This window comes from Aeribacillus sp. FSL K6-1121 (assembly GCF_038003725.1).
Taxonomy (GTDB): Bacteria; Bacillota; Bacilli; order Bacillales; family Aeribacillaceae; genus Aeribacillus; species Aeribacillus composti.
In genome coordinates this window covers 3,968,716-3,994,440 of the sequence record NZ_JBBOPS010000001.1, presented here as the reverse complement: position 1 = coordinate 3,994,440, position 25,725 = coordinate 3,968,716, and the positions used below count along the sequence as shown (strand labels likewise).

General features: G+C 38.5%; 18 protein-coding genes and 4 pseudogenes. 7 read left to right on the top strand and 15 right to left on the bottom strand.

Features of this window, described 5'->3' with window-relative positions:
• Positions 1-48 precede the first annotated feature (48 nt).
• On the top strand, positions 49-291 hold the full coding sequence (locus NSQ61_RS19345) for a helix-turn-helix domain-containing protein (RefSeq protein WP_340807984.1): 243 nt from the start codon (positions 49-51) through the stop codon (positions 289-291).
• A 102-nt stretch (positions 292-393) separates the two neighbouring features.
• Entirely contained in the window at positions 394-795 is a 402-nt protein-coding gene (locus NSQ61_RS19340; protein WP_340807982.1) for a helix-turn-helix domain-containing protein, read from the top strand.
• 660 nt (positions 796-1,455) lie between these two features.
• Here NSQ61_RS19340 and NSQ61_RS19330 read toward each other — a convergent pair.
• The gene (locus NSQ61_RS19330; protein WP_339193293.1) at positions 1,456-2,214 is read right to left on the bottom strand and encodes a MerR family transcriptional regulator; all 759 of its coding nucleotides are present in this window, start codon (positions 2,212-2,214) and stop codon (positions 1,456-1,458) included.
• 254 nt (positions 2,215-2,468) lie between these two features.
• Here NSQ61_RS19330 and NSQ61_RS19325 point away from each other — a divergent pair, with 254 nt between their 5' ends.
• Complete coding sequence (locus NSQ61_RS19325) at positions 2,469-3,095, top strand: hypothetical protein (RefSeq protein ID WP_130157412.1); 627 nt, start codon at positions 2,469-2,471, stop codon at positions 3,093-3,095.
• Between the two features lie 87 nt (positions 3,096-3,182).
• Positions 3,183-3,671, top strand: a complete 489-nt coding sequence (locus tag NSQ61_RS19320; RefSeq protein WP_063388359.1) for a DUF1648 domain-containing protein — start codon at positions 3,183-3,185, stop codon at positions 3,669-3,671.
• Between the two features lie 41 nt (positions 3,672-3,712).
• Here the strand turns inward: NSQ61_RS19320 and NSQ61_RS19315 are convergent.
• The 9 genes and pseudogenes from NSQ61_RS19315 to NSQ61_RS19275 all read right to left on the bottom strand — a co-directional run.
• A pseudogene (locus tag NSQ61_RS19315) lies at positions 3,713-3,790 on the bottom strand (DinB family protein); the annotation flags it as partial.
• A gap of 405 nt (positions 3,791-4,195) precedes the next feature.
• Positions 4,196-5,551 carry an MFS transporter gene (locus tag NSQ61_RS19310; protein WP_340807979.1) on the bottom strand — a complete coding sequence of 452 codons (1,356 nt, stop codon included), beginning with the start codon at positions 5,549-5,551 and terminating at the stop codon, positions 4,196-4,198.
• Between the two features lie 667 nt (positions 5,552-6,218).
• A complete protein-coding gene (locus tag NSQ61_RS19305) occupies positions 6,219-7,580 on the bottom strand; it encodes an IS4 family transposase (RefSeq protein WP_094245809.1) in 1,362 nt (453 codons plus the stop codon).
• A gap of 126 nt (positions 7,581-7,706) precedes the next feature.
• The gene (locus NSQ61_RS19300) at positions 7,707-9,263 is read right to left on the bottom strand and encodes a M56 family metallopeptidase (RefSeq protein WP_340807977.1); all 1,557 of its coding nucleotides are present in this window, start codon (positions 9,261-9,263) and stop codon (positions 7,707-7,709) included.
• 535 nt (positions 9,264-9,798) lie between these two features.
• Positions 9,799-10,124, bottom strand: a pseudogene (locus NSQ61_RS19295) (YnfA family protein).
• Between the two features lie 14 nt (positions 10,125-10,138).
• Complete coding sequence (locus NSQ61_RS19290; protein WP_327859277.1) at positions 10,139-10,969, bottom strand: DUF1835 domain-containing protein; 831 nt, start codon at positions 10,967-10,969, stop codon at positions 10,139-10,141.
• Positions 10,970-10,999: 30 nt separating this feature from the next.
• Positions 11,000-11,517, bottom strand: a pseudogene (locus tag NSQ61_RS19285) (general stress protein).
• 985 nt (positions 11,518-12,502) lie between these two features.
• Positions 12,503-12,808: a diacylglycerol/lipid kinase family protein gene (locus NSQ61_RS19280; protein ID WP_327856734.1), complete on the bottom strand. Its 306-nt coding sequence runs from the start codon at positions 12,806-12,808 to the stop codon at positions 12,503-12,505.
• Positions 12,712-13,386, bottom strand: coding sequence for a diacylglycerol/lipid kinase family protein (locus tag NSQ61_RS19275; RefSeq protein ID WP_340807973.1), 675 nt, complete (start codon positions 13,384-13,386; stop codon positions 12,712-12,714). The genes NSQ61_RS19280 and NSQ61_RS19275 overlap by 97 nt, the downstream gene beginning before the upstream one ends.
• Positions 13,387-14,062: 676 nt before the next feature.
• Here NSQ61_RS19275 and NSQ61_RS19270 point away from each other — a divergent pair.
• Both NSQ61_RS19270 and NSQ61_RS19265 read left to right on the top strand, forming a co-directional pair.
• Positions 14,063-14,566 carry a hypothetical protein gene (locus NSQ61_RS19270; protein ID WP_340807971.1) on the top strand — a complete coding sequence of 168 codons (504 nt, stop codon included), beginning with the start codon at positions 14,063-14,065 and terminating at the stop codon, positions 14,564-14,566.
• Between the two features lie 863 nt (positions 14,567-15,429).
• Positions 15,430-16,264 (top strand): annotated as a pseudogene (locus NSQ61_RS19265) (class II aldolase/adducin family protein); the annotation flags it as partial.
• A gap of 243 nt (positions 16,265-16,507) precedes the next feature.
• Here NSQ61_RS19265 and NSQ61_RS19260 read toward each other — a convergent pair.
• The gene (locus NSQ61_RS19260; protein WP_327848674.1) at positions 16,508-17,560 is read right to left on the bottom strand and encodes a 2,3-butanediol dehydrogenase; all 1,053 of its coding nucleotides are present in this window, start codon (positions 17,558-17,560) and stop codon (positions 16,508-16,510) included.
• Positions 17,561-18,784: 1,224 nt separating this feature from the next.
• On the opposite strand from NSQ61_RS19260, the gene NSQ61_RS19255 reads away from it, so the two are divergent.
• Positions 18,785-20,494, top strand: coding sequence for an NADPH-dependent assimilatory sulfite reductase hemoprotein subunit (locus tag NSQ61_RS19255; protein ID WP_340807966.1), 1,710 nt, complete (start codon positions 18,785-18,787; stop codon positions 20,492-20,494).
• Between the two features lie 778 nt (positions 20,495-21,272).
• Here NSQ61_RS19255 and NSQ61_RS19250 read toward each other — a convergent pair.
• The 4 genes from NSQ61_RS19250 to NSQ61_RS19235 are packed head-to-tail and all read right to left on the bottom strand — an operon-like array spanning position 21,273 to position 25,715.
• Complete coding sequence (locus tag NSQ61_RS19250) at positions 21,273-22,517, bottom strand: Zn-dependent hydrolase (RefSeq protein WP_340807963.1); 1,245 nt, start codon at positions 22,515-22,517, stop codon at positions 21,273-21,275.
• Positions 22,517-24,070: an HAL/PAL/TAL family ammonia-lyase gene (locus NSQ61_RS19245; protein ID WP_327873243.1), complete on the bottom strand. Its 1,554-nt coding sequence runs from the start codon at positions 24,068-24,070 to the stop codon at positions 22,517-22,519. The genes NSQ61_RS19250 and NSQ61_RS19245 overlap by 1 nt, the downstream gene beginning before the upstream one ends.
• Positions 24,071-24,096: 26 nt before the next feature.
• On the bottom strand, positions 24,097-24,729 hold the full coding sequence (locus NSQ61_RS19240; RefSeq protein ID WP_340807961.1) for an ABC transporter permease: 633 nt from the start codon (positions 24,727-24,729) through the stop codon (positions 24,097-24,099).
• A 5-nt stretch (positions 24,730-24,734) separates the two neighbouring features.
• Positions 24,735-25,715 (bottom strand): ABC transporter ATP-binding protein, encoded by a 981-nt coding sequence (locus NSQ61_RS19235; RefSeq protein ID WP_340807959.1) that lies wholly within the window; start codon positions 25,713-25,715, stop codon positions 24,735-24,737.
• Positions 25,716-25,725: the final 10 nt, after the last annotated feature.

Sequence of the window (25,725 nt, the reverse complement as noted above, 5' to 3'; positions counted from 1 at the left end):
ACAGATTAAAATATAAAACATCTGTTTTACCTTAGGGGGAGTTTTTCTATGTATAAGCAATATACTACAGAGTTCAAACTTGAAGTTTTACTTGCATATGAAAACCGAGAATGTACTATTCAAGAGCTTTGTAAAAGGTATCAAATTACTAAATATTCTTTAAGGCAATGGATAAATGAATTTGAGGAATTTGGAATAGAGGGTTTAGAACGTTTAAATTCTTGGAAAGGTTTTAAGGAAGCAGCTGAAGCAGCTGTAAAAGATTATTTATCTGGTGAGTTCTCACAGTAAGAGATTGTCAGGACATATGGTATTAGTAGATCGGTACTTCAACGATGGATGAAGAAGTATAATAGCCATAGAGATTTAACGTCGAAAGGAAAGACAAGCTCTATGACTAAAGGAAGAAAAACGACTTGCAATGAACGGATACAAATTGTGCTTGATTGTTTAGGAAACGGAAAAGATTATAAAAAAACAGCAGAGACTTATGAAGTTTCTTATCAACAAGTATATCAATGGGTGAAGAAGTATGAAAATGGTAAAGAAGAAGCGCTGAAAGACAAACGAGGAAGAAAAAAAGAAGAAGCAAAGTTATCTCCAGAAGAAAAAATGAAACTGGAGATGAAAAAGTTAGAAAGAGAAAATGAACGCTTACGTGCGGAGAATCTTTTTAAGAAAGTTAGAGGAAATCGAAAGGAGGCGAAAGTAAACCAAATCCGTTTTGAAGACAAGTATATCGAAATCCGGGAACTTCACGAGAAAGAAAACCCTAAGCATAATCTTATTATGTGAAATCGCCGGTATTTCACGGGCTGCTTACTATAAGTGGTTAAAACGTTCGCCTTCCTCCCGAGAACTTCAGAATGAAGAAATCGTAAAAGAAATGAAAGTTCTCCATGAGAAAGTTGACTGTTTTCTGCAAGAAAAAAATACAGAGTGTTGCAGTATATCTTTTTCAAAATTTTGAATAAATATACAGATATGTGATCTATCCATCAAGGGCTTGACATGGATCCTCTGTAGCCATGATTCTTTAGCCAAGCGCCAGATTCAACAGTTTTGGCAAAACCAAAAAGGTTATCATGGCTCCTCCTCCATGTAAAGCCCCATTGCAAATCACTGCATAAGGATTTTGCAATTCTCTGCACTTTTATTTTGCAAAAAACAAGTTGACGGCATCTATGGTTACCGTCGGATGACGTTGAATATAAATCGAAAGCTTGGTCAGAACTTCAATCATAAAGACTGATGAAAGTTGCCGGTATACAATCTGTTATTCGAAAAAAGAAGAAATCTTATAAGCGATCTACTCCTCAACATGTTGCAGAAAATATATTGAATCGTGAATTCACAGCGGAAAAGCCAAATGAAAAATGGGTAGTTGATGTCACAGAATTAAAATATGGTTCATCAAAGAAAGCATTCCAAAGACCGAATTGTAAAAAATTCTTTTCAATTCATGGTATAAATTCGAACTGCATCTCTTAAAAATTCCGCTGCTCCAAGATGTTTTTTATCATAATACGCTTTAAATCTTTCATCTGCTACATACATCTCTGTTACTCCTCTATGAGCTTCCTTCGTATAATGATCCCAAAAATAGCAGAGCCATTGACGATGCAAATCAGCTGCCTTCTGTGCCAGCTCGCTCGCTGGATCTCCAGTTACAAATGCTTTATTCAGTGTATTCAAGACCTCTTCCTCAAGCTGTTTCAGCTGTTCGAACTGCTCTTTTGTCATGTTTTTCAGTTTTTGATTAGATCGATCGACGACTTCGCCTCCATATTTTTCTCTAACTTCATGCCCATATTTTCTTTCATTTTCTTCAATTAATTTTTGTTTAAAAGCTTCAAATTTCTCTTTATCGCTCATCGTGATCCTTCCTTCCTTTGCCGCTATTGTTTTCTCCACATTTGCGATTAATGAATCTAGCTGCCTGCGTTTTGCAAGAAGCTTTTCGCGGTGTTCCTTTAAAGCTTTCATGCTGTCGAAGGATGGTGAATTGATGATTTTTTTAATTGTATCTAAATCAACTCCAAGCTCTCGATAAAAAAGAATTTGCTGCAGTTTATCAACCTCTTTTTCCCCATATATGCGATATCCGGATGAATTGATTTTCGCTGGCATAAGAAGCCCAATTTCATTGTAATATCGCAATGTCCGTGTTGTAACTCCGGTCAATTCTGCTAATTGTTTTACCGTATATTCCATCCTTTCACCTCCTGACAAGATCATCATAAACCTTTACGCAACGTCAATGTACAGAGAAAAATTAATGTTATAATAAACATAATATTGAGAAAATAATATAAGGCTGTGATCACTTAGTGTTTTTACAAAAAAATATCCTCAATGCTATTTCTTATGTTAAACCCAAATTAACCGGCGCCGGATTCTCGCTGTTTATTTTTTTTACTGTTTTTTTCATTGCAGCTGATTTTGACTTGTATGGAGTTTCAAAAGATTTGAATAACCCTTTTCTTTGGAGCATTTTTTACGGATACGGAATAATTTGTTCTATTTTTATTGACCTGCTGGCTGTGAAAATTCCTAAAATCACTGGAACCATTAAAATTGCCTTTTACGTTTTGGCAGGATATCTCATTTTTTTGCCTTTCGGATGGATGATGGTGATTGTTGGCGGAACAGTCGGAGCTCTTTGTTCATTAGTTTTTTATTTTGGAACATACATGGCGCGAAAAAACGTATTTTTTAAATATATTTTTGCAATCTGTGCTCCGTTTATTTTGTGTATTATTTTAAACACGGATTTTACTGTAAAAAAAGATTGGCGCGAATGGAAAAGGAATTCAAGCTATATCGCACTTTTCGACTATTTCCACGGAGAACACGCCATTCCGATTTATGCGGAAAAAGGTCAAACGATTACGTTTTCCGTTAAAATTCAAAACAATAACGGAGGCGGACATGGTTTTCATGTATTGAACAAAGACGGCGACGTTGTCGCCATGAAAGAAGTCGACGAAAGCACATATCAAATCAAAGCGGCAGAAAAAAGCATCTACCATATCATCGTCACAGGCGACAAGCTGAAAGGAAGCTTTACAGTTACTTGGGATGTAAATGAATAATAGAATCCTGCAGCTGCGATTAAATGAAACAAAACAAACGGTGAATACGTATGAAAACATCGATAATGGAAAACGGAGGTTTTCTCTGTGGAGAAAAAAAAGAAAATTGAAAATGTTCTTTTGACACTTTCAATTATTGGGCTTTCAGCAATGTTCATTTACGTCATTTTCATTTGGGAGCATTTGCCGGATACTATACCACGGCATTTCAATTTCAAAGGCGAACCGGATGGATTCGGCGGAAAAGGCTTCATTCTTGTTCTGCCTTTTACAGGACTAGGAATATTTATCTTGACAACATTATTGTCCCGCATTCCCGACGCATTTTATTATCAGTACAATGCTACAAAAGAACAAAAAAAGCTTCTTTATAATCAAGGAAGGATTTACATCCGTTTATTGCAAGCAGAAATAGTTTATTTCTTTTTATTCGGGGTCTGGCGAACTGCTCAAGTTGCACTCGGAAAAGCAGATGGTCTTGGAGTCTATCCGCTTTATATTTTCTTAATTGTCATACTAGGGACATCGATTTATTTTGCTTTCCGCACAAACAAAGTCCTGAAAGAAACGAGGTGACTCTGTTCGATAATCATCTGGTTCCTTTCATCAGCTGCGCATCACATAACGTGGAAGATCCGTATTTCCCGTACATAGACGAAAAGCTGCCCTTTATGGTGGATTTCATGAGCCATCGCAGTTTGAAATCATTGCAATCCAGACATTTTCGAATCAAAAATTTTGGAAAGATCGACTTGGCGCTAAAGATCCTCATTCATCACGGATTCTAACAGGCTTTTTGTACTTTCGATATATATTTCTGCCAGCTTTTTTAAGCCTTTTTCCATCTATTTCAATTTTTTTACAAATGCATCCGGATTTCACTGTTTTTGCAAATCGATAACATTTGAAACACAAGATCTTTCACAGGCATCGATGTCGGCGCAGGCTTATAGTTATAATGCTCTTGTTTCATTTTATCATCCGTTCTATGTCACATTTCGATGAGCCAAAAAGTATTGAAAAAACCGATTCGTACGAATCATAGGTATCCCTTTATATAAGAATCCCGAAGAGACCATCTCCTCGGGACTTTACAAAAATTATTTTTCAACGGCTACATCTTCATTGATTATCTCAGATTGTTTTTTCTCTTTGTAATAGACTGAATGCTGCTCTTGAATGAACAATACTGCTAAACCGCCAAGCACTGCTGCACTGGCAATAGCTGCAAAATTATATTGCGGCTGTAAATTTAATGAAAGTAAAATCCCGACAAATGTAGGGGCAACTATTCCGCCTAAACGGCCAAATGCCATTGTACTTCCTACAGCTGTTGAACGCATATTAGTAGGATAATATTGAGAAACGAATGCGTTCGCCATATTTTGAACCCCGACGGATGCTGCACCAATAACAGAAATCAGGGCAAAAGCGATGAATGTACTGTTGGCAAAACCGATTAAAGATAGTGCAATGGCTCCACAGAAAAACAATGGAACAAGCACTTTTTTAAAGCCTAGCCGGTCAACTATAGGGCCGAAAACAACTGTTCCGACAATCGCTCCAATTTGCATGACAGCAGTAAATGCAAGGCTTGAGCTTAAATCATAGCCAACTTCCATCATAAGGCGCGGCAGCCATGTATTCATGGAATAAATTAATACAAATGCGCTAAAGCAGGAAATCCAGAACATAACGGTGCTGAATGCACGTTTTTCCTCAAACAAACTGACAATAGGCGATCCCGCTTCTTTCACTTTTTCCTTTTTTTCAAATTCCCCATCGCTGCTAATTCCCGGCTCAATTTTGGCAAGAATTTTTTTAGCTTCTTCTTCCTTTCCTTTTTCCAAAAGAAAGTCGATGGATTCTGGAACACTTTTCAACAAGAAAGGAATGAACAGTAAAGGAATTCCGCCTACCCAATATACTGACTCCCATCCAACTGTAGGAAGGAGCTGCCTGCTTGTAAGCGCTGCCAGAATAGCACCTGCAGAATAACCGCAAAAAATGAATGAAACAATTGCTGTACGAACCCGTCGAGGCGAATATTCAGTTGCTATTGCAACGACATTAGGCATAACTCCGCCCAGACCAACACCTGCAATGACACGAAAGATCGTAAATAAGACAGGATTGGTTGCAAAACCTGCGAGCAGCGTGAAAAAGCTAAACAAGAACGTAGTCAACAAAATAATATTTTTTCGCCCTATTTTATCCGATAGCAATCCAAACAAAACAGCACCGATTGCTGTTCCGACAACTGTATAGCTGCCAATAGCCCCGGCAGTGACATCCGAAATTCCCCATTCCTTAATAAGCAGCGGAACAGAAGCACCGTAAATGACAACATCAAATCCGTCAAACATAATAACGATAAATAACCAGAAAATCAGCCAAATATGGAATGAATGAATGCGGCTGTTGTCAATTACGTTCATTGGGTTAATCCGTTTCATATTAATATAGACCTCCTCATCAAAAATTTTTTGTATTTTACATTTTAAGTAAGCGTTTGCAATTTATCTGAAACACCTCTCTTTTACTTAATATTTTGAATTATCTTTAAGTTGATTGTAGCATCTCATTATCATAATTGTTATCTACTTATTGTAGAAAAAAACACATTCATTTTCCTAAATTATGTGGTCAAATCTGCAGAAAAGAAGATTGACAAATACTCTATTTTTCACTCTGACTGCTAGCGGACCAAATTGGTTTTAGTCTTCATTACGATTTTCCCGGCATTGGGAAAAGGTGAAGACAAAAAGATTATGATCAGCGGATACCCATAAAATACAAAAAGCCGGCACTCAAAATGCCGACTCAATATGAAAATTCGTCACATTTCTCGTATGGGGGTTATGTTTGTATCGTTTAATTTTTAATAAGCATTTCAAACGATAAAAATGATTCACATGCTTTCCATTTTATTCTTTTTATCAGGAAGCGATTCGTAAAAACGATCTTTCCACCACTTTCGTATTTTTTTCATGTTCCATTCCGTTCCAGTTTCCTTTAAAGATTGAATACGCCAATACATTGGCGGGTGGATCATAAATTGAAATTCTAGAAATCTGAAAAACCATGAATCCCGCTCAATCGATGAATTTTTTTCTTCATTACTCAACTTTCGCAGCTCAATTTTGGTAAATAAGCCTTGATATAATTAGGCAAAACTACAATCCATTTACGTAATTGACTTTCGATGAATTTTTTAATCTTTTGATTTACATTTTGAAGTGCATCTTCAAGAATTTCAATGAGTAGTTGAAGTGCAAAGGCCCAATCTAGTTCATCGATTTCATCACAAAGTTCATAAAAAATGCCGCCTAATGTTCGATAATCTGTACTTACTCGGTTTTGCCAAGACAAAACAATGTACCTTGTAAACACAATAGTGGTATGGCTGATCATGGAATCATAAGATCTTCCTTGGAACTCTTTTTGGAGTTTCAATAAGGATTTGACTGTTTTGAAGAATACTTCAATATCCCAACGTATCCCATAAATACGAATGATTTCTTGATCCGATAAAGTACAGTCTGTACTCAAAATAGCTAGCCACTGTCTCTTTTTATTACGATTACGGACAAATACCACTTTAACAGGTACGCCATTTGCCATCGTTGTGTGAATAGAGCGCAAAATACCCTTTTGATGTTGTGATGGTTTAGCTGTTTGGTATAGTTTTTTTAGGCTCACCCATTCACCGTTCACTTGATATCTTTGTTTTGTATCCTTCACCATTCCAATAACATCCAACCCTTGATCCACAATGGACTTGATCAAAGGCTGTTGGGTAAACCATGTATCCATTAAAACGTATGAGGCATCGATTCCTTGAGAAAGTGCCCGTTTAATCATATTGGGAATAACTTCCGGCGCTTTTTGTAAAGCTTCGACACGCCGCTTATAACCGGATGTACGCTTATCGATTCGGTTATCAATCCCATTGATTTGGGAATTCGTAGAGCTTAATAAAGCAAAATCAATAGGCAAAAATGTAGCACCATCTGACCAGCCGAGTGTAAGCATACGAAATCCTTTGTAATAACGCATTTTTTGAGAAGAATGATCGAAACAGCGAGCAAGCAGTTCAACCTTTTTACTGCGATTTCGTTCATAAGATGAGTCGTCCACGATCAGCACTTTCGGACGGTCGTGTCTCGTTAAACTACTTACCTTCATAATGGTGAAAGTACTCAAAACAAGTAAAAACCTGCGCCAATTGTATTGAGGGTTATTTAAGAAGCGATAAATAGCGTTTTTTTCCGGCAAATCTTTAGCTTTTTTACTTTGAAGAAGTCGAAACAAATTTTTGCCTTCAAAAACTAAACTAAAAACTAGCTGGAATAAATAGGCGCAGGAATAACCGAAACCCTTGTTAATTCCCACTTTCCTTAAATATTTTAAGATTTCAAGTTCATCAAATATAGCTTTTACTTCTTTTGGTAGTTGATTGTTCAGTCTGTTATTCGTTATCATAATAAGAGACACCTCACCTGCTTTTGGTAATGTTTTTTCTGGACAATTAAACTATACCAAAAGTTGAGGTGTTTTTTTTTTGCAAATTTTTATGTCAAGAAGTATTCGAAACAACCAACAAACCCATTAACCGTAAGGCTTAGAAATCCAATTTACTGTGAGAAAGTTGAGTTCATTACTTAAATTGTAGCGTTCTGCTTTGTATGTCAACTCATCTTGTTTTACAGCTAAAGCAGTTAAACCGTCTGCCATTTGATCATTTCCGTTGTCAAGCCATATAGCCCCTAAATGATCTGCCCGCACTTCCATCCATTGCAAAAGAAGAGACTGGATAAGAGGAAAGAATAAAATAAGAACAAAAACAATGTAAAAAAGAAGAGACTCATTTCTTAGTATAAGAGAATGGTATAACCAATAAATAAATAAAACAATTACTAAAAGCGCAAGTATACGTATAATTTGACCGATCATGACATCCCGTTTTTTTACATGCACAGCTTCATGAGCAAAAACCGCTTCGATTGCTTCCAACGGAAGCTTTAACGTTTCCGACGTTAATACGATCATTGATCGACCGATGTTTGCCCCAGCTGCAAAACCGTTTAATTCATTCGCCTCTGTTTGAAAAACTTTCACATCAGAAATTCCAGCCCGACTTAGCACTTTGTCTGCAACAGCTAAAACATTTGGATCATCTATCTCTTTCACGTCTAATGCAATTTTTAATAATCGATCAGAAATGTAAAGATTAAATATCCAAAAAACAATGACCGCAATCGTGATCGCCCAAATAGGAACCTTTAACATTGATAAGATAACAGTCAATGTCGTGTAGGCGCCGACTCCTTTGACGGAAATGGCAAAGTACATTTTGCCGAGAAGTCTTTTTATATTTTTTTTATGATAAAATGGAAGCACTTCAACTTGTGCAATTTCCGACGGTAGTTCCTTTTCTTCCCGGCTTTCAATGGTCGCAAGCCAAGAAGTGTTTTTAGCATTAAAATAGACAGTTTCGCCTGAAAATACTAGCTTTAATGTATTTCCCATACTTGTCGTGAAATCTTCATTTGTTGAAAACATCGTAAATAATGGGAATAATTTAAGTACATCAACATTTGACTCGAGCTTTGCTTCCGAAAGTTCTGAAAGCGGATATCGTTTCGCTTTGATGTTCGATAATATGTAAATACAATTTGTTTCTTTACTGAAATACACTTCAAGGTTTCGATAAAGAACAGCTTTTTTTAACAATTGACAAATCATTACAGCATTCGTATATAACAAAATGAGAGACCAAACAGAATCGTATGAATTGAAAACAAAATATAAGACAGATAGACCAATGAATGTCATCGCAAATGCCGCATCAACCCAAACCCGACTCGAATGTTTATTGAGTTCAATCTTTTCAAATTCCACTCTGTTTGCTTCATTTTTTATTTTATCGTAACCCGATTCATGGGAAAACGTGATTAAACACATTAGAAAAGAGTATCCAAAGCTAGACATCGCTCTAATTGTAAAACCTAATTCATATGCTATAAATAAATAGACTGCAAGAACAGATAACAGTACGATTTCTATCACCAATAACGGAAAAAAGGATATCCGCTTTTTCAACCAAACATGCAAAAAACCAGCTAACACTCCTCCAAGCATAATCAATACCAACGCCCAGATCATGAGCACACCCCGTTTTTTTTATATTCCTTACATATGTATTAACGTTTTTTTTCTATAAAAGTTTCTAAAAAATTGAATTCCTCGCTTCACCAATTCAACAGCAGGGGATTCCTAAGAACGCGAGCAATCTTTTTATATACTAAAAAAAATGCAATCGCTTGACATTAAGGAGATTTTCGTCCATTTTTTAAAGACTCGTTGGATTGGCCGGGAATGAGAGCGATCTGTTATTCAAATAAAACAAAAAAATCATTTTGATTGCACCTTCCCGCCACGCTTGTTGCCATTATTCAGAGCCTGTAATATCTCTGAAGTGTAACGGCAAGCTGAAGCCTTTATTAAAAAATCGCACATTATCGGCATCACCGGAAAAAAGTCATTCAGCATAACGCTAAAACTGTCAATTAATTAGGATGCCATACTCCCTATACGGAATTTGTCTTGCTCATGCTCGATATGTTCCGAGAAAGCTTACTCACTCGCACATTATTTAATTGCAGCTATTCTATTAAAAATCCCTATCAGAATGGACAGTCTAATGTCTTGGACCCCAAAGCATGATGGAAACTCCAATTAAACAAATGCCTGCTCCGATCCAATCGTAAATATCAGGAGTTTTTTTATCAACCCACCATCCCCACAAAACAGAAAGAATAATAAACACGCCGCCATAAGCGGCATATACTCTACCGAATGTAGGAAAGTTTTGCAAAGTAGGGATCAGCCCATATAGAACAAGATCATACTACCAATAACTCCGTACAAGTAGTGTTTTCCTTCACGTATCCATAGCCAGACTAAGTACCCTCCGCCAATTTCAGCTAAACCAGCAAGAATAAATAAAATAATGGCGTAAATCATACTTCACCACTTTCCTATCGCAATTTAACACTATAGAAGGCCATAGCTTCCAGACTGCCTTCCATTTCAAAAGCTCTCTTTTCAATCAACTTTCTTAGCCGATATTCCAAGAATTCATCTCCTACATATTGGTCTAGATGCCCCAGTACTTCACCGATTAGTCTAACTGATTTTATAAAATCCTTCGTCTTCATTTCGTTATGCAGCTTTTTCGCTCTGTTTATTATGAAAAGATCATAATAATCTTCCGAAACGCTGTGTATCGTTCCGTTTTGCCAAATTCGCAATACTTCGCGAGTATTTGCAAGAGCGAGCCATTCCTTTTCAAAATTCTCTCTTTCATGCTGGGAAAGAGGCGGTTCATTTTTACTTTGTTCATATATGAATCGGAGCTTTTCAGGAGGAATTTCACCTGTATCCAAAACAGTATATTTTTCTTTTCGTTTCTTAAAAAGCTCGCCATATACCTTTGTCGTGTTGATGAGGAAGATGTCATTATTTTTATTCTTCAATAGATATAAAACAAATCGCAATCCGGTCTGTTCATGAGCGTTGTCAGAAATCCATATCATAATAGGTGATCCTTCTGGAATCGCTGTTATTTCATTGACTGTTTTTTGAAAGTTTTGTTCATACTCATGAAACTCATTGTATGCATCCGTCAAATTATTTTTTTTCCAATTAAATCTCGCTTCTTTTCCAATGTCTTCATGCAGTCTCCAGATCGGACCTACCGAGAATGTTTCCCAAAAAGAAATGACGCGCTCTTTTTTCTCCACATCTAAATCCCTTAAGACCATTTTTAAACTCCCCGAAGGTGAAGCGCCAAGCAGAATATGTATCATTTATAATCTTCCTTCCGCTATCTTATTACTTTATCCTAATCTTTCAAAGTCTTTACGTAAACACGATTTTTTCAGCTTTTTCGACTTTAAGAGGTATTTCATATCAGAAAAATTGTCATATGAAAGCTGAATATGAAAATAGTTTATATACTCAAGTATGGCAAAAACATAAATAAATCCCGCTATGTACAATCCTGTTGCAGGTACCGACGGATACCATCTGACTAGATCGACAAAAAACATGAAAGGCGAAATGATGATAAACAGTGTATTCCATTTCTTTATATTTTTTAATCGCTGGACGATATAAGCAGGAGTTATGGCAGTATTTTCTTTTTTTAATCGCTTCCATTTTGCAAACCAATACACACTACCCTGAAATAAGAGAAACTCTAACAGAAAAAACGAAATCCAAAAAGAGTACAGCGAATATAAATGCAAATGGGCAAAGACTTTATTCCAAATGAAACTAATGATAAAAAAATGACTGCTGCCATTGCCTCCCCAGTATATAAATAGAAAAATCTCTTCTCCAATTTTCCCCTCAAGTGCATCACCTAGTTCCTTCGTCTCGGATGGCTGATTAATCGTTAAGGATGTAAATACGGTATAGCACCATTTTCATACGTCTCAGCTCTTGTTTTGTTTCACTAGATGCTGTATTCCTTGATATTTAACGGAGAAACTTTATGTGCTTTTCGCACCGAACAATCCTAATTTTCCATTGCCAACATCTAGGACACAACTTGAATCGCAGTGTTTAAAAATTGACTAAGGTACTTTATTTTTTAATAAAAAATGGGTTAAAATTCTGAATTGATTCATTGCCCTTTTCCATGAAAATGTTTTATCATTTTTTTACTTTCTCCTATTTTTTGATTGAACGATCAAGAGCCTTCTCTTCAAACTATTTATTGGCAAATAATTTAAATTGCAACAATTTTACAATGAGAAGTGAGCAAAACATTATTTTGGATCCACGAACATATTCTCGTTCTAAATAAAGTTAGATTAAAAAAGAGACACAGATTAATATAGTAATAGACTAAAATCCATAAAAAATGCGTTATGAGTAAGCTGTAATCATCAAACAGTTCGTTAGCGAAATCAAATGTACAAACGCTCATGAACTCTGAGAAAAAATACAAACTTGTACGAAAAATATCAGAAACTCGCCACATCTTCCAAAGATTTTAATTTCCTGACTGTTTTTTTTGGCCTAAAACTAATATATCTGCAACGTTGAAAAGATTAAAATTTATTATATTTACAAACATTCAGTAAATAACTTTTGCATTTAAAGTCCAATAACGATTTTATAATTCCCCAATTTTCAAATTGATAATAAAGCTATCTTAAGAAAATCTTTTTATTGAGAGACATTTACATCCCTTATAAGTTAACAAGAAAAGACTTGGAATGCATGTGTATTAAATTGTTTTTCCATTTTATACTAATTATGATGAATGACTTCCTAAACAGAAATACCTAATTCGTGTTCTCACTAAGATCATTCATCTTTACAACCACTATTTAAATGATAAGCAACCCACCTCTTTGAATCGTCACACTCATCGGAGTTTTAGTGAGAATCTCGCCATCTCCTTGCACAATAACAGGTAATTCGGAGATAACTTCCACTTGTTTTCCTGTTATCATGGTTACACCAGGATGTAGTATATGTTTGCCTTTAAACGCCTTTGGAAAAGTGCGCAACAGCTCCCATTTATTCATGCCGTGTACTATACAAATGTCAAATAGTCCATCATTATAACAAGCATTTGGACATATTTTAATACCTCCGCATAGTTTGAGATATTGGCAATTGCAATTAACCATACATTACAAAAAACTAGTTTCTCCCCATCAACCATTAATTGAATGCTGACAGGACGATATTTTAATAAAACATGCAAGAAGCTAAGTCCATATGAAAGATTACCTAATCTAATAACATTCAGCCAATTTTTATATTTCGAGCCATTGTTTATCTCGGCGACTTTACCGTCAAAACCGATCCCCATTACAGTAATGAAGTATTCGTTGCCAATTCTTCCAATATCAATTTTTCTTTGTTTTCCCATTAAAATACGTTTTAAAGCCTTTTTATAGTCCTTTGGTATATCAAGAGCCCTTGCAAAATCGTTTCCCGATCCTGCAGGAATAACACCCAAAGGTATATTCGAATTGATTAACCCGTTAGCAACATCATGGATTGTACCATCTCCTCCTACGGCTACAACAGCATAACATTTTTCAGAAGACAACTCCTTAGCAATTTCTGCTGCATGTTTTGGACGATTGGTAAAGCGCACTTGATAATTTATCTGTTTTTCTTGAAGCAACTTTTCAGTCTTTTTCCAAACTTTTAATCCTTTTCCGTTTCCTGAGATTTTATTGACGATAAAATAATACATACCAAAGATCTTTCCTTTATTAAAGATATGAAAGTTTTATATATTATGCCAAAACCGTTTTATTTGGCATGGTTTTATCATCTCCACATTCACTTCGTTTAGAGGTGGGCGTTTCTCGATGAAGCTTCTGTACAGAAGAAGGTAGTCGGAAGTTTTCTAGATGGATTAGAAAGCAACAACTGCTTGTTTGCCGATTAAGCGATCCAACCACTTTCCTGCTTGGTTACCCAATCCGTTGATACATTCATCTCGTTTGCATATTCAAAGAAAGATGCTCCCATGCACTGTCTTGCCAAGTTTTTTGTAAATTCTCTATCTATTTTATTACAATTTTCTCCTATTTACAGGAATCTATTCACACAACTCCATTTATGCTGTCAATGGGAAAAATACCCAATGATCGTCGTCTATCACTTGAAATACAAGGAATTGATCTTTGTTTTTTCCTCAGTTTACTGGCAATCCTTTAAAAAATTTTTTGATGAGTAACAAAAGACAAAAGAAAAAACTTCTTTACTATCTTTGCAGAAAAAATGAATGAGACATAGATTGAAGGAGTTGTATTATGTTGCAAAAGGGATGATTGCTTGACATATCCAATCAAATGTTATTTTTTGTAGCAAAGAAAAATTAGGTGAATACAATATAATCGAATTTCAGGAAAGGAGAAATCAACATGCAATATGATTATAACTCGAACTATACTTATAACCTAGATCATCAAGTTCCATATGCGAATCCTCAGGAGCCGTATGAAGAAAATATGCATGATCGGGATCATTATGATCACCATGTGAGCAAGCATGATTTTTGCAAAAGACATAAGCATTATTACGTCTTGCTGGAAATGGACGATGGAAAAATGTATGATGGCATTATTGATAAAGCCGATAATGATCATGCCTATTTATTAGTACCTATTGGCGACCAACGAGAAGAAGATAACGAAGAAGAAAGACAATTTGGCTTTGGTGGGTTCGGAGGTCCTTTTGGTGGATTCGGATCTCCTTTCGGTGGATTTGGATCTCCTTTCGGTGGATTCGGAGGTCCTTTTGGTGGATTTGGAGGCCCTTTTGGTGGATTTGGAGGGTTTGGGCATTCCCCATTTCGTTTTCGGAGATTTAGGAGATTCCGATTCCCGTTTTCAAGGATTCGCCGTTTTTCATTTCCGTTTTCTTAATTAATACATTTATGTGGTCGGCAGCTTCGTTATGGAGTTGCCCGTTTTTTGCTTGAAAATTTGTTCCTCTTATATTGAAGCGATAATATTGTCCACCCCTTAATTTAATTTCCTGCTACCACATATAATTTCCATTTATCCATCCGTTAAGTTTTGCGGCTTGTTCCAAAGCAACAATTTTTATTCTGATCTGCCGCCTTTTGTTTGGATTTACGCTTAACAGGATTAAGCGGTGGAAATAGAGTACGGATTTGCTTCAAGTACTGATCGGAGAGTGGTTTTTGCACTAATAATGACTTGGCATTCTATTTTTATTTAGTACAAAAAAATTTTGATGTTATCGTTATCATCAATATTTGCTAACTAAATGTCGTTTACGTCCTTTACGGTACCGTCAAGAATTTTGTGTGTAATGCAAGATAGATAGGGCAGTCTCCTGTTTGGAAAGGAAGAATCCCTTTCCTCTTATTTACAATATATGGTTAAATGTAGCGATTTTCAAACATATTCGCTGAGTTTCGATGGTAGCTTCTATGCCGTTCCTCCTGTTAGATTTCGAGGAAATTTTTGATTTCTTCCTGCATAATCAGTTCTAGCTATGGGAGACTAACCTTTTTTGATTGCTGCAGCACCATCATAAGTTTCATAACAGCCTCTGCAAGTACGGTATAATCTGAACTTTTAAATTCATTTAAATATATCATTGGCCCAATAACAACTTTTACTGGCTTTCGAATCCACTTTTTCGCATCTAGACAAATAATCGCAACCGGAAGAACAGGCGCTCCTGTTTTTAACCCGAAAAAGCTACCCCTTTTTTTCGGATTGACACTTTCCCCGTTTTTACATCTTTTACCTTCAGGAAATCAGCCTATCCGTATTTAATCAGGTCTTTAGCAAATCATTTATGTATATCTTAGATAACGATAATGAAACAACAGATATTTATTTTCTTACACCTAAACAAGGTATTTATAAATTGGAGTATAGAAAAGGAGAAGAAGAAACATTTTTTAAACAAATTTTTGAAAGATTGGAACCGCTCGCAGCTTCGCAGTTAGTCATTGACAATAATTTTTATGATGATCTTCCGGAAGAGATGTGGAACGGAGATGAGATTACGAGATCATTAAGCGAATACGGAAAAAAGCTTGATCGCATGAATTTACTTCCCGCTCCATTTCCATCGGAAGAATATCTTACACCTCGTGGTCTTCGCCATTTAAAAAAACTTTACGGATTAGGAGGACTAAGCTATGGAAACCTCAGTGCCAGACGGGACAGTGAAAGCTTTTGGATGAGTGCAAGCGGAATTAACAAAGCAGATATGAAAACAGTCGGTGAAGATTTTCTCTTAATAAGTGGATATGATCCTGATAAAAATGCCATGAAAGTAAGCGTTCCCCCGAATATAACACCAAAAAGGGCATCTGTCGACGCTATTGAGCACTGGATGATTTATAAAGAACACCCGGAGGTAGGAGCGATTGTACATGTTCATGCTTGGATGGACGGCATAAAGGCTACAGAGATTAACTATCCTTGTGGAACAATTGAACTTGCAAAAACGGTGGCTGAACTTGTCCGAATTTCAAAAGAGCCTTCTAAAGCTATTATTGGTCTTAAAAACCATGGACTAAAGATGACATCTTTGAACGTATCGAAGGCAAAATTATCCCCCAAGTACCGATGTCTTAACGTATTTACATGTTTTTGAACCAACGGAATTTTTATTGAATGATTAAGGCTCCCGAAAAAAAATTTGGATAGAGAGAGGGGATTTAACCTTACTTATTTGGTTTGTATGTATTTTTAAGCATCGGCAAATCCCCTGCAACTTTCTCCCTGCTCGCCAAACGGTGCACCGCGTTTTTCACATTGCATCCATCTATTGAAGCATCAGCTTGTCCGCACCGTTTTCTCCCTACTCTGCTTAAATGTTTATTCTGGTTTTACCAAAATTTTCACTTGGTCTTTTTCTTTTATCAGCGTTTCAAATCCTTCTGCTACAATATCATCTAGCTTAATTCGTTTCGTAACGAGTTTTTCTGCTTGGAAGTAGCCTCGTTTCATTAATTCCATTACAGCAGGGAAGATATCGCGGTATGCAATAATTCCTTTTACGTTTCTTTCTTTTAATACGATATTATTTGGCTGAATGCCCGCTTCTTTTTCCCATATGCTAACGATGACTGTTTCTCCTTCAAATGCAGTGCTGTCAATAGCTTGTTGTAAAACAGCCGGTATTCCCGTTACTTCAAACGCAACGTCGACTCCGCCATCGGTCAGTTCACGAAGCTTTTGAACCGGATCTTCCTCTATTGGATTGATGACAGATGTAGCACCAAGCTCTTTCGCTTTTTGCAAACGTTCTTTGGAAACTTCTACTGCATAAATTTCTGAAGCGCCAGCTGCTTTTAATGCTTCAATCACAAGAAGACCTATAGGACCTGTTCCAAACACAGCGGCTTTATCACCAGGTTTAATTTTGCTTAATCTAACAGCATGCAAGGCTACAGCCGCAGGCTCCACCAATGCTCCTTGTTCATAAGAAAGACCTTCAGGCATTTTATGCACCATATGCTCATCAACGACAGTATACTCAGAGAATCCGCCGCCGCCACCGGATAAACCGTGGAATCCTAAAGATTCGCAAAGATTGTACTTACCTTTTTTACAAGCTGGGCATTCACCACAGCGAAGAATAGGTTCTACAACGACAGGATCCCCAACCTTTACTTTTGTAACGCCTTCTCCAACTTCAACTACTTGACCAGAAAATTCGTGGCCCATGATAATAGGCGCCACATCTTTACTGACAGGATGAGGCTCTTGAACAGGAACAAAAATTGGACCTGCCGCATATTCGTGTAAATCGCTTCCGCAAATTCCTGCCCATTCTACTTTAATTTTTACTTTTCCTTTCCCTGCTTTCGGTTCTTCTACTTCCTCTACGCGAATGTCTCTAGCGTTGTGCCATCTTGCTGCTTTCATTTCATTTCCCCTCCCAATTTTATAATCGCTTTCATTGTATCATTTTTTAGTCCTATTTTTATCATATCGAAAAAATTCGATATTATTTTATAAATGAAATTGCTTATTTTGTGATTGGCTCTTTTTCAAACCATGATATGTACAAGCTTCATGGAACAGGATTGCATATTTGTCATGCGGCAATTACCATGATCATGAGGTCAGCTCAAGCCTTAAATTACAAAAATATCTCATTATAAAAGTCAGCCCTCTTCTTTCAAATGTTCTATTTGCCAAATGCCTCTTTACCTGAATTTAGTGATATTTGATCAATCATATAGGTTTCTGCCAACTGTCTGCAGCATGCACACACTGTTATGAGGGCAAGCACATTTTTCACAGGTTTTAGGGTTTGCAAATTCCCTTCCTTACCGGATCATGCCGGTTGAAAAAGGAATTTCTCATCTCCCTGACCATATATACAAAAGTCCTAAGTTTTTTCGCATCACACCTCCTGATAGAACTAAAGTTCTATGAATCTATTTTCATTTTATTACAATATAGGAAGGTATTTCAAGAATATCATGATAAAAAAAACTGATTCCCCCCTTGATTACATTTAAAGGTGCGGGGTGAATCGGCAGAAATGAAATGCTAGTTTAAGAATGCATAAAAGAGATTGGATAATGCGCGACCTTGATTAATATTGTACATATCAAAATCACTTAAAGAGAAAAAGAAAACGAGTAAACATGTACACTCTTAAACAGTCAACAATGTACATGTTTATGGTTCTTACTCAATCTTGGTGATGGGAAGGAGGTTAATGGAGAAAATGAGTGTACAAATAAGTATTTTTATCTCTGTGTTATCAATGACCTCGATTTTTCACCAAAAGAACGTAAGAACCATGTTTATCCTGACTTTTACAGCAAAAAAAGAAATTCTATTCGTTTATTTTTTTAGCGTGTTAATTAAATCTGTATCCTCTAGATCGATTTTTTTCCTGATCTTGCAAACGCAGATTTCACAAATCCTGAATCTGATCCGCACACATTTCCCAGCATAAAGACACCTCCTTCTTTCTTGATGACTGCTCCTAACAGCTCACCTTATAGATCGGCTGAAAAATATAACAAGCTTTGTAGTGGATGGGTCAAATTAACGTCCTTTTGGATGGTGTGTTTTCGTCTTTTTCTTTATATCATAGTAAACAAATCAGAATTCAGGGAGGAGTGATTGTATTTGTCCACTCAAAACAAAAAAGAATCAAAAATCGAAGTGATTAAGCGACAAAGCCGCTACTTACGTGGGACAATCAAGGAAGCTCTTCAGGATGGCAAACCGATGTTTTCGGAAGAAAATGTACAGGTATTGAAGTTTCACGGTGTTTACCAGCAGGACGACCGGGATTTGCGGCACAAGCTTTTGAAAGAAGGCAAAGAGAAGCATTACTCGATGATGGTGCGTGCCCGAATACCAGGCGGGGTGTTGAATCCGGATCAATATTTGGTGTTCGATCGCTTAGCCGATGAATATTCGGAATACGGGACGCTGCGCATTACGACGCGTCAAATCATCCAGCTTCACGGCATACTGAAAGGGAACTTGAAGGCTACCATCAAAAGGCTGAACGAATCACTAATCACAACACTTGGCGCCTGCGGCGATTCGGGGCGGAACATCATCTGTTGCGCAAAGCCGGGCGATGAGCCGTTCCGCGCCGAGATGCGGGAGGATCTGCTTGCACTGACTGATCGGCTGAGTCCTAAGACAAATGCGTATCACGAAATCTGGCTTGACGGCGAACCGGTTCAGCTTTCTGATGGAGAGACTGAGGAGCCGCTGTACGGTGATGTATACCTCCCGCGCAAGTTCAAGGTTGCGATGGTACCGGAAGGAGATAACTGCATCGATGTGTACGACAATGACATCGGACTTGTGGCACATATCGAGAACGGACACGTTGCTGGCTATACTGTGCTGGTAGGCGGCGGTATGGGACGAACGGCGGTCGTTCAGGCAACTTATCCGAGGCTGGCGAGTCCGCTTTGCTATGTGCCCAGGAAGGATGTCGTAGACACAATCCTTGATACTTGCGTAGCCATTGTGACCATCGAACGGGACTTCGGAGATCGCTCAAACCGCCGTTTTGCCCGCATGAAATATTTAATCGACCGGCGAGGACTGGATTGGTTCCGGCAAGAGGTCGAGACAAGACTTGGGCGTACTTTAGAGCCACCGAGAAAGCTGGAATGGCACAACGGGCACGACCATCTCGGCTGGCACCGTGAGCGTGACGGGATAAGCTACCTTGGCCTGTTCGTTCCATATGGTCGTATTAAAGATACTGAAACCATGAAATTGAAATCGGCACTTCAAAACATTGTGCGCGAATTTCGTCCGACCGTTCGCCTCACCACGCAGCAAAATGTGATCCTGAGCGGCATTCCAGACGAATTTCGACTGGTGATTGAAGAGCGATTGCGCTCTGCGGGAGTGCCGCTTCCACATGAGCTATCAACAGTCCGAAAAAATACAATGGCATGTGTAGCCCTGCCGACCTGCGGACTTGCGCTGGCCGAGTCGGAGCGGGCTCTGCCCGATCTATTGCCACAGTTTGAGCAGCTGTTTCATGAACTTGGCCTCTCGGACGAGACCATCACCGTCCGCATGACTGGATGCTCAAACGGCTGTGCGCGCCCGTACAACGCCAACATCGCTTTTATCGGCCGTGCACCTGGCAAGTATGATATTTTTTTAGGCGGAAATTCACTCGGCACAGCACTAAACGAACGATTCACGGAAACTGTACCGTTCGATCAACTGATCGACACCGTCCGACCTGTACTCGAGGCGTTCGTTCGCGAGCGTGAGCCTGGTGAGGATTTCGGCAGCTTTTGCCGCCGCGTCGGCTTGAATCGGTTCCGCCATGTCAAGACCGAGCAGTCATAAACTTTTATAAGAACAGACAAGTTGTGACGATATTTACCGGGTCTGATCCGAGAAAGCATTCCCCCGGATGCAAGTGATCCGTCACAATGACAGCCGTACCTGCGCTAAGCAGTTTGTGTATTAGCTTTCAAGTTTTACGTTTCCAGCAAGCTGACCGTTATTCTCGTTGAAAGTGCTGTGACCAACCTGCCGGAACTGGATTGCAGCAGAAATTTGGCATGCTAAATTACGTATTCATACGCAGAGAAAGATCAAAAAAACAACATGGCCGCTCCATACCGGGGCGGCTTTAAAGGTTTTTGCACCTAGAATAAATCAATTGTGGTAAAGAAGATAGTTTCGAATAATGATGACAAGAGGAAAAAAACAAATTATTTTTTAAGGACTCTCAAAAGAAGCTAAATGAGTCCGAGGCACACCGAAGCGAAGATCACCAAGAGCGCAAGTGTTGTATCGACAATCTTATTAAAAATAATGATAGATCCGCTTCCATAGAAATGTGTTTTTTCTGTTCACCATAAAGCGATGCAATGAGCAGCTTCTTCAAGCCGTTTCGCATGGCTGGATGATTTGTTCTCCTTGCTGAGCGGCCTCTTTCCATGAACTAAGCGTTGGGGTTCAGAGGCTTTAAGCGGACTGCCAAAGGCGAAGAAGCCGTCAGCCGAGAAGAAAATCTATATACGATTTTTTGCAACTTTAACCAAAATGATATTCTAACTATTTACTCGTCGGCAAAAACCTAAATTATTAAAAAATCTCTCTAGATCATGTTATCTTTTCATATTTTTTCAGCTTCTGCGATATCTAAAAGAGCGTGCAGCAGTATATTGGCGGCTGCTTCAATATCATCAGCATCCGACCACTCTAATGGACTATGGCTGATGCCGTCTTTTGACCGGACAAATACCATTCCGATTTTTGTTAAAGAAGCTAATATCATAGCATCATGAGCCGCTCCGCTTGGCAGCATCAGAAATTTTGTCCCAGTTCGTTTCGCTGCTGTTCGTATCGCTTCGATTAATACAGGAGAGCAGCTAACCGGTTTTAGCTCATGAGTCGCTTCTACTGTAAAAGTCATGCCTTTTGTATTGCAGCATGCAGATAAAAACATTTGGATATCATCTTCCATTTGACAAATAAGCTCCCAAGATAGATGACGAATATCGAAAAATAATTCCACTTCACGCGGAATAACGTTTATACTCCCGGGGAACACGCGGATACTTCCAACGGTTGCTCGCAATCCGTCGCTCTGCTGTGCTTTTTGTTCCACAAAATCAATTAAGCGGGCGGCTACTGTAACTGGATCTTTTCGCATCGCCATTGGTGTCGTTCCTGCATGTCCCTCTTCTCCTCTAATGGTTACCTTTAACCATTTGACACCTACAATGCCAGTAACGATTCCTACAGGTGCTTGTTCACTTTCAAGCACTTTTCCTTGTTCAATATGCAGCTCGAGAAAAGCTTTGAATTCTTTAGAGCAACGTCGCGCACGGTGCACTAATTTCGGATTATATCCACATTGCACCATCCCATCAGCAATGCTTATGCCATTTTCATCCTTATACTGAAACAGCTCTTCTTCTTGCAATTCCCCCGTCAATGCCCGGCTGCCAAGCATTCCGGTTGAGAATCGCACTCCTTCTTCATCAGTAAATGCCGCAACTGAAATGGAATGCCTCGTTTGAATGCCTTGCTCCATCATCGTCTGTAATATTTCTATACCGGCTAATACCCCTAGGGCACCATCAAACATACCGCCATTTTTCACTGTATCCAAATGGGAGCCGATTAAAATTGACGGCAAAGCAGAATCAGTGCCTACACGTTTTCCGAATAAATTTCCTATTTCATCTTCGTAAATCTCTAAGCCTATTTGTTTCATCAAGTGTACTATGTATCGTTTAGCTTCGCGTTCCTCGGCTGTAAAAGGAAATCTGGTCACGCCTCCATTAGGGTCGTGACCAAATTTACTCAAATCTTTTATATGTTTCATCAATCGCTGTACATTAATCTTGATCATTATGACACCTCATAACGCCCCAACAAATTTCCCCCTAATTTGTCTCTTACTGCACGGCAAATTTCTCCTGACTTCAACAACTTGTACATTTTCTCAATATCAACTGACAGGTTTCTGTCAGCATCTAAAAAAGGGACTTCCTGCCTGATCATCTTATATGCCAATTCCGTTCCATGACCAAGACTTATATCTTTTCTCAAATCAATCGCCTGAGCAGCATGCATCGCTTCTATTCCCAAAATGTAATACAAGTTATCAACTATTTTTGCTGTTTTGTCAACCACTTGAACAGAATTGTTGGCATGATCTTCAATTTCCCCTGATAACGCTATAAAATCAGCATTTATTGGATTAGACAGATGGCGAATTTCTGCGTCAAGCGCCGCAAAGGTTTTTTGAATTGTACTAAAAGCCAATACGTTTTGGCCATTATCAGGAGATAAAAAGCGCGGCAGTCCTGAAAAATTGGGTGATGACAATTTGATCGTACGGAAACAAGATATTTTGGACAAATGTGCAAGAGCCTGTCCAAGCATTTCAATTGCCAGCACCCAAGTTGTTACTTCGTAATTGGAACATGACAATATCCGCTGTTCATCCACCAGAACACATGGATTATCATCGCTTGAATTTAATTGTATGAGCAGATTTTGTTCAGTATAATCGATCGCATCCCTAACAGCGCCGTGCACGGCAAAAGCTCCTCTGAAGCTTAGCGGATCCTGAAGCGGCCGATTTAAGTGCTGCAACGACAAATAGCTTCCTTCAAGACAAGCCTTTATTAATCCGGCACTTGCTAAATTTCCAGGGAAAGGCCGTATTCTTAAAACAGACTCATCTAAAGGGGAAATATTGCCGTTCAACCCTTCGAGAGAAAGAGCAAATACAATGTCGGACAAGTCGATTAATTGTTTAACTTCATTCAGCAGCAGCGATGCCTTGGCTGCAGCAAAAGCATTAGAGCTGGCAATGGCTAAGCCATCTTTCGGACCGAGAACAATCGATTTTATGCCCGCCTTCTTCAGCGCCTCGCTTGCATTCATTCTTTTTCCCCGATAAATGACTTCTCCCTCGCCGATCATAGCTAATCCGATATGAGCTAGATTTCCCAAATCCGCTGCCCCAACAGAGGCTCTTTCTGGTATGACCGGATGAATTCCCTCATTTAAAAAGCGTTTGTACATTTGTGCTATTTCCGGCTGTACGCCGGTATAACCTAATAACAATGTATTTAAACGAATGAGCATCGCGGCTCTAACCGTCTTCTCATCTGCTTCCGGCTTTACACCAATACAGTGGGAAAAAATTAAACTTCTATTGAATTGCTCATATTGTTTTTCATGCACCTGACGATCTTTATTAATCCCAACCCCTGTATTAAATCCATAAACAGGGGCATGGACCGAATCCCAATTCAACACTAACTCTCTGGCAGCACGAAGCCGTTCCATAGCCTCCTGGCTGATTTCTACTTCAGCCTTTTGTTCAGCAACTTGAGCAACTTGTTGAATCGTGAGTGACTTACCATCGAGGATAATTGTTTGTTGCCCCATGAAAAACCCTCTCTTTTATGAATGTTTTATAGCTGCCCTTTCGCTTTTAATGCCAAACGGTTCTCAAGTCTTAACAAAATATAGTTCGTTATGAGCGCTAAGGTGGAAACGAGTATAGTCCCAATGATAATCTTATGAGTTGAATTTTGGTAAAGACCTTCAAATAAAAGAACTCCTAAGCCGCCGGCGTTTATCCATGCTGCAATCGTTCCAATGCCAATAATCGCAACAGCTGCAATCCGTACGCCGCCAAGAATAATTGGCAACGCTAGAGGCAACTCTATTTTCCAAAATAAATGAAACCAATTAAGCCCCATTCCCTTACCCGCCTCAATAATCGCTTGATCAATTGATTGAAAACCAACCATTACATTACGCACCAAAATCAGCTGACTGTAAGCGACAAGCGCAAAGATAGCCGGCTTCATGCCCAATCCTAAAAAAGGAATGAGCAAAGCAAAAAATGCCATGCTGGGAATAACATAAATAATTCCCAATATTGACAATACCAGTACAGAAAGACTCTTCCAGCGAGTCAAAAGATAACCTACTGGAAGAGCAAATAATAGGGCAATTGCCAGCGTACCAAACGTCAAGCGAAGGTGATCAAGAAACAGCGCCAAAATAGTGTCATAATAATTAGTAATATAATTTACCATAGGCTTCACCTGCTTACCGAATATAAGGAATCCTGATCCTTTATTTTCAATTGATCCAGACCAATTTGTCCTACAGGTTTGTTTTGATTGTCGACGACAACCACATTGTCTATATCCTTTTTCAGCAACAGAGAAAGAACCGTTTTAAGATTTGTTTCCGTTGAAACTTCCGCACTTTTTTCATGCATTTCCCCTTGCAACGGAACCATTGCTTTTTCTGCATTCAAAAAAGAAAGTAATTGGAAAACATCGTCTGATTTAACAAGTTGGCTGACAAATTCATTAGCTGGGTTCATAAGGATGTTAATCGGCGTATCAAATTGCTGGACTTTTCCTTCATTCATCACAATAATTTTGTCCCCTAGCTTGAGCGCCTCCTCAATATCATGTGTCACAAAAAGAATCGTTTTGCGCATCTTTTTTTGAATTGCCAGCAGTTCATCCTGTAAACTGGAACGGGTAATGGCGTCAATTGCACCAAAAGGTTCATCCATTAATAAAATATCTGGATCACTAGCCATCGCTCTGGCAATCCCCACTCGCTGTTGCTGCCCTCCAGACAATTGTCTTGGATATCGATCTCGAAAATCCTCAGGCGGCAGATGAACAAGCCTTAAAAGAAAGTCTACGCGCTCGTTGATCTTTTCTCCATCCCATATCAAAATTCTCGGCACTGTTGCTATATTTTCTTTGACAGTCATATGAGGAAACAGACCGATTTGCTGAATGACATATCCTATTTTACGCCTAAGTTGTGTCACTGGAACTTTTGTAATATCTTCTCCTTGAACAAAAATTTTTCCTGATGAAGGCTCATGAATTCTGTTTATCATTTTTAATAATGTCGTCTTTCCTGATCCCGATGTTCCCAAAATGGTGATGAAGCTTCCTTCTTCTATTGATAAGCTAGTTTCATAGACAGAAGGTTTGCTGGCTTTAGGGAACGTCTTGCTCACCTTATCAAACTGAATGATTATGTTTGACACGAAACCACCG

What these genes read in the sequence shown, in the direction of transcription:
- NSQ61_RS19305 (WP_094245809.1), bottom strand. Translation starts at nt 7,580, where the DNA reads ATGATAACGAATAACAGACTGAACAATCAACTACCAAAAGAAGTAAAA.
- NSQ61_RS19300 (WP_340807977.1), bottom strand. Translation starts at nt 9,263, where the DNA reads ATGATCTGGGCGTTGGTATTGATTATGCTTGGAGGAGTGTTAGCTGGT.
- NSQ61_RS19280 (WP_327856734.1), bottom strand. Translation starts at nt 12,808, where the DNA reads ATGGTTAATTGCAATTGCCAATATCTCAAACTATGCGGAGGTATTAAA.
- NSQ61_RS19290 (WP_327859277.1), bottom strand. Translation starts at nt 10,969, where the DNA reads ATGATACATATTCTGCTTGGCGCTTCACCTTCGGGGAGTTTAAAAATG.
- NSQ61_RS19310 (WP_340807979.1), bottom strand. Translation starts at nt 5,551, where the DNA reads ATGAAACGGATTAACCCAATGAACGTAATTGACAACAGCCGCATTCAT.
- NSQ61_RS19275 (WP_340807973.1), bottom strand. Translation starts at nt 13,386, where the DNA reads ATGTATTATTTTATCGTCAATAAAATCTCAGGAAACGGAAAAGGATTA.
- NSQ61_RS19345 (WP_340807984.1), top strand. Translation starts at nt 49, where the DNA reads ATGTATAAGCAATATACTACAGAGTTCAAACTTGAAGTTTTACTTGCA.
- NSQ61_RS19250 (WP_340807963.1), bottom strand. Translation starts at nt 22,517, where the DNA reads ATGATCAAGATTAATGTACAGCGATTGATGAAACATATAAAAGATTTG.
- NSQ61_RS19245 (WP_327873243.1), bottom strand. Translation starts at nt 24,070, where the DNA reads ATGGGGCAACAAACAATTATCCTCGATGGTAAGTCACTCACGATTCAA.
- NSQ61_RS19260 (WP_327848674.1), bottom strand. Translation starts at nt 17,560, where the DNA reads ATGAAAGCAGCAAGATGGCACAACGCTAGAGACATTCGCGTAGAGGAA.
- NSQ61_RS19270 (WP_340807971.1), top strand. Translation starts at nt 14,063, where the DNA reads ATGCAATATGATTATAACTCGAACTATACTTATAACCTAGATCATCAA.
- NSQ61_RS19240 (WP_340807961.1), bottom strand. Translation starts at nt 24,729, where the DNA reads ATGGTAAATTATATTACTAATTATTATGACACTATTTTGGCGCTGTTT.
- NSQ61_RS19330 (WP_339193293.1), bottom strand. Translation starts at nt 2,214, where the DNA reads ATGGAATATACGGTAAAACAATTAGCAGAATTGACCGGAGTTACAACA.
- NSQ61_RS19340 (WP_340807982.1), top strand. Translation starts at nt 394, where the DNA reads ATGACTAAAGGAAGAAAAACGACTTGCAATGAACGGATACAAATTGTG.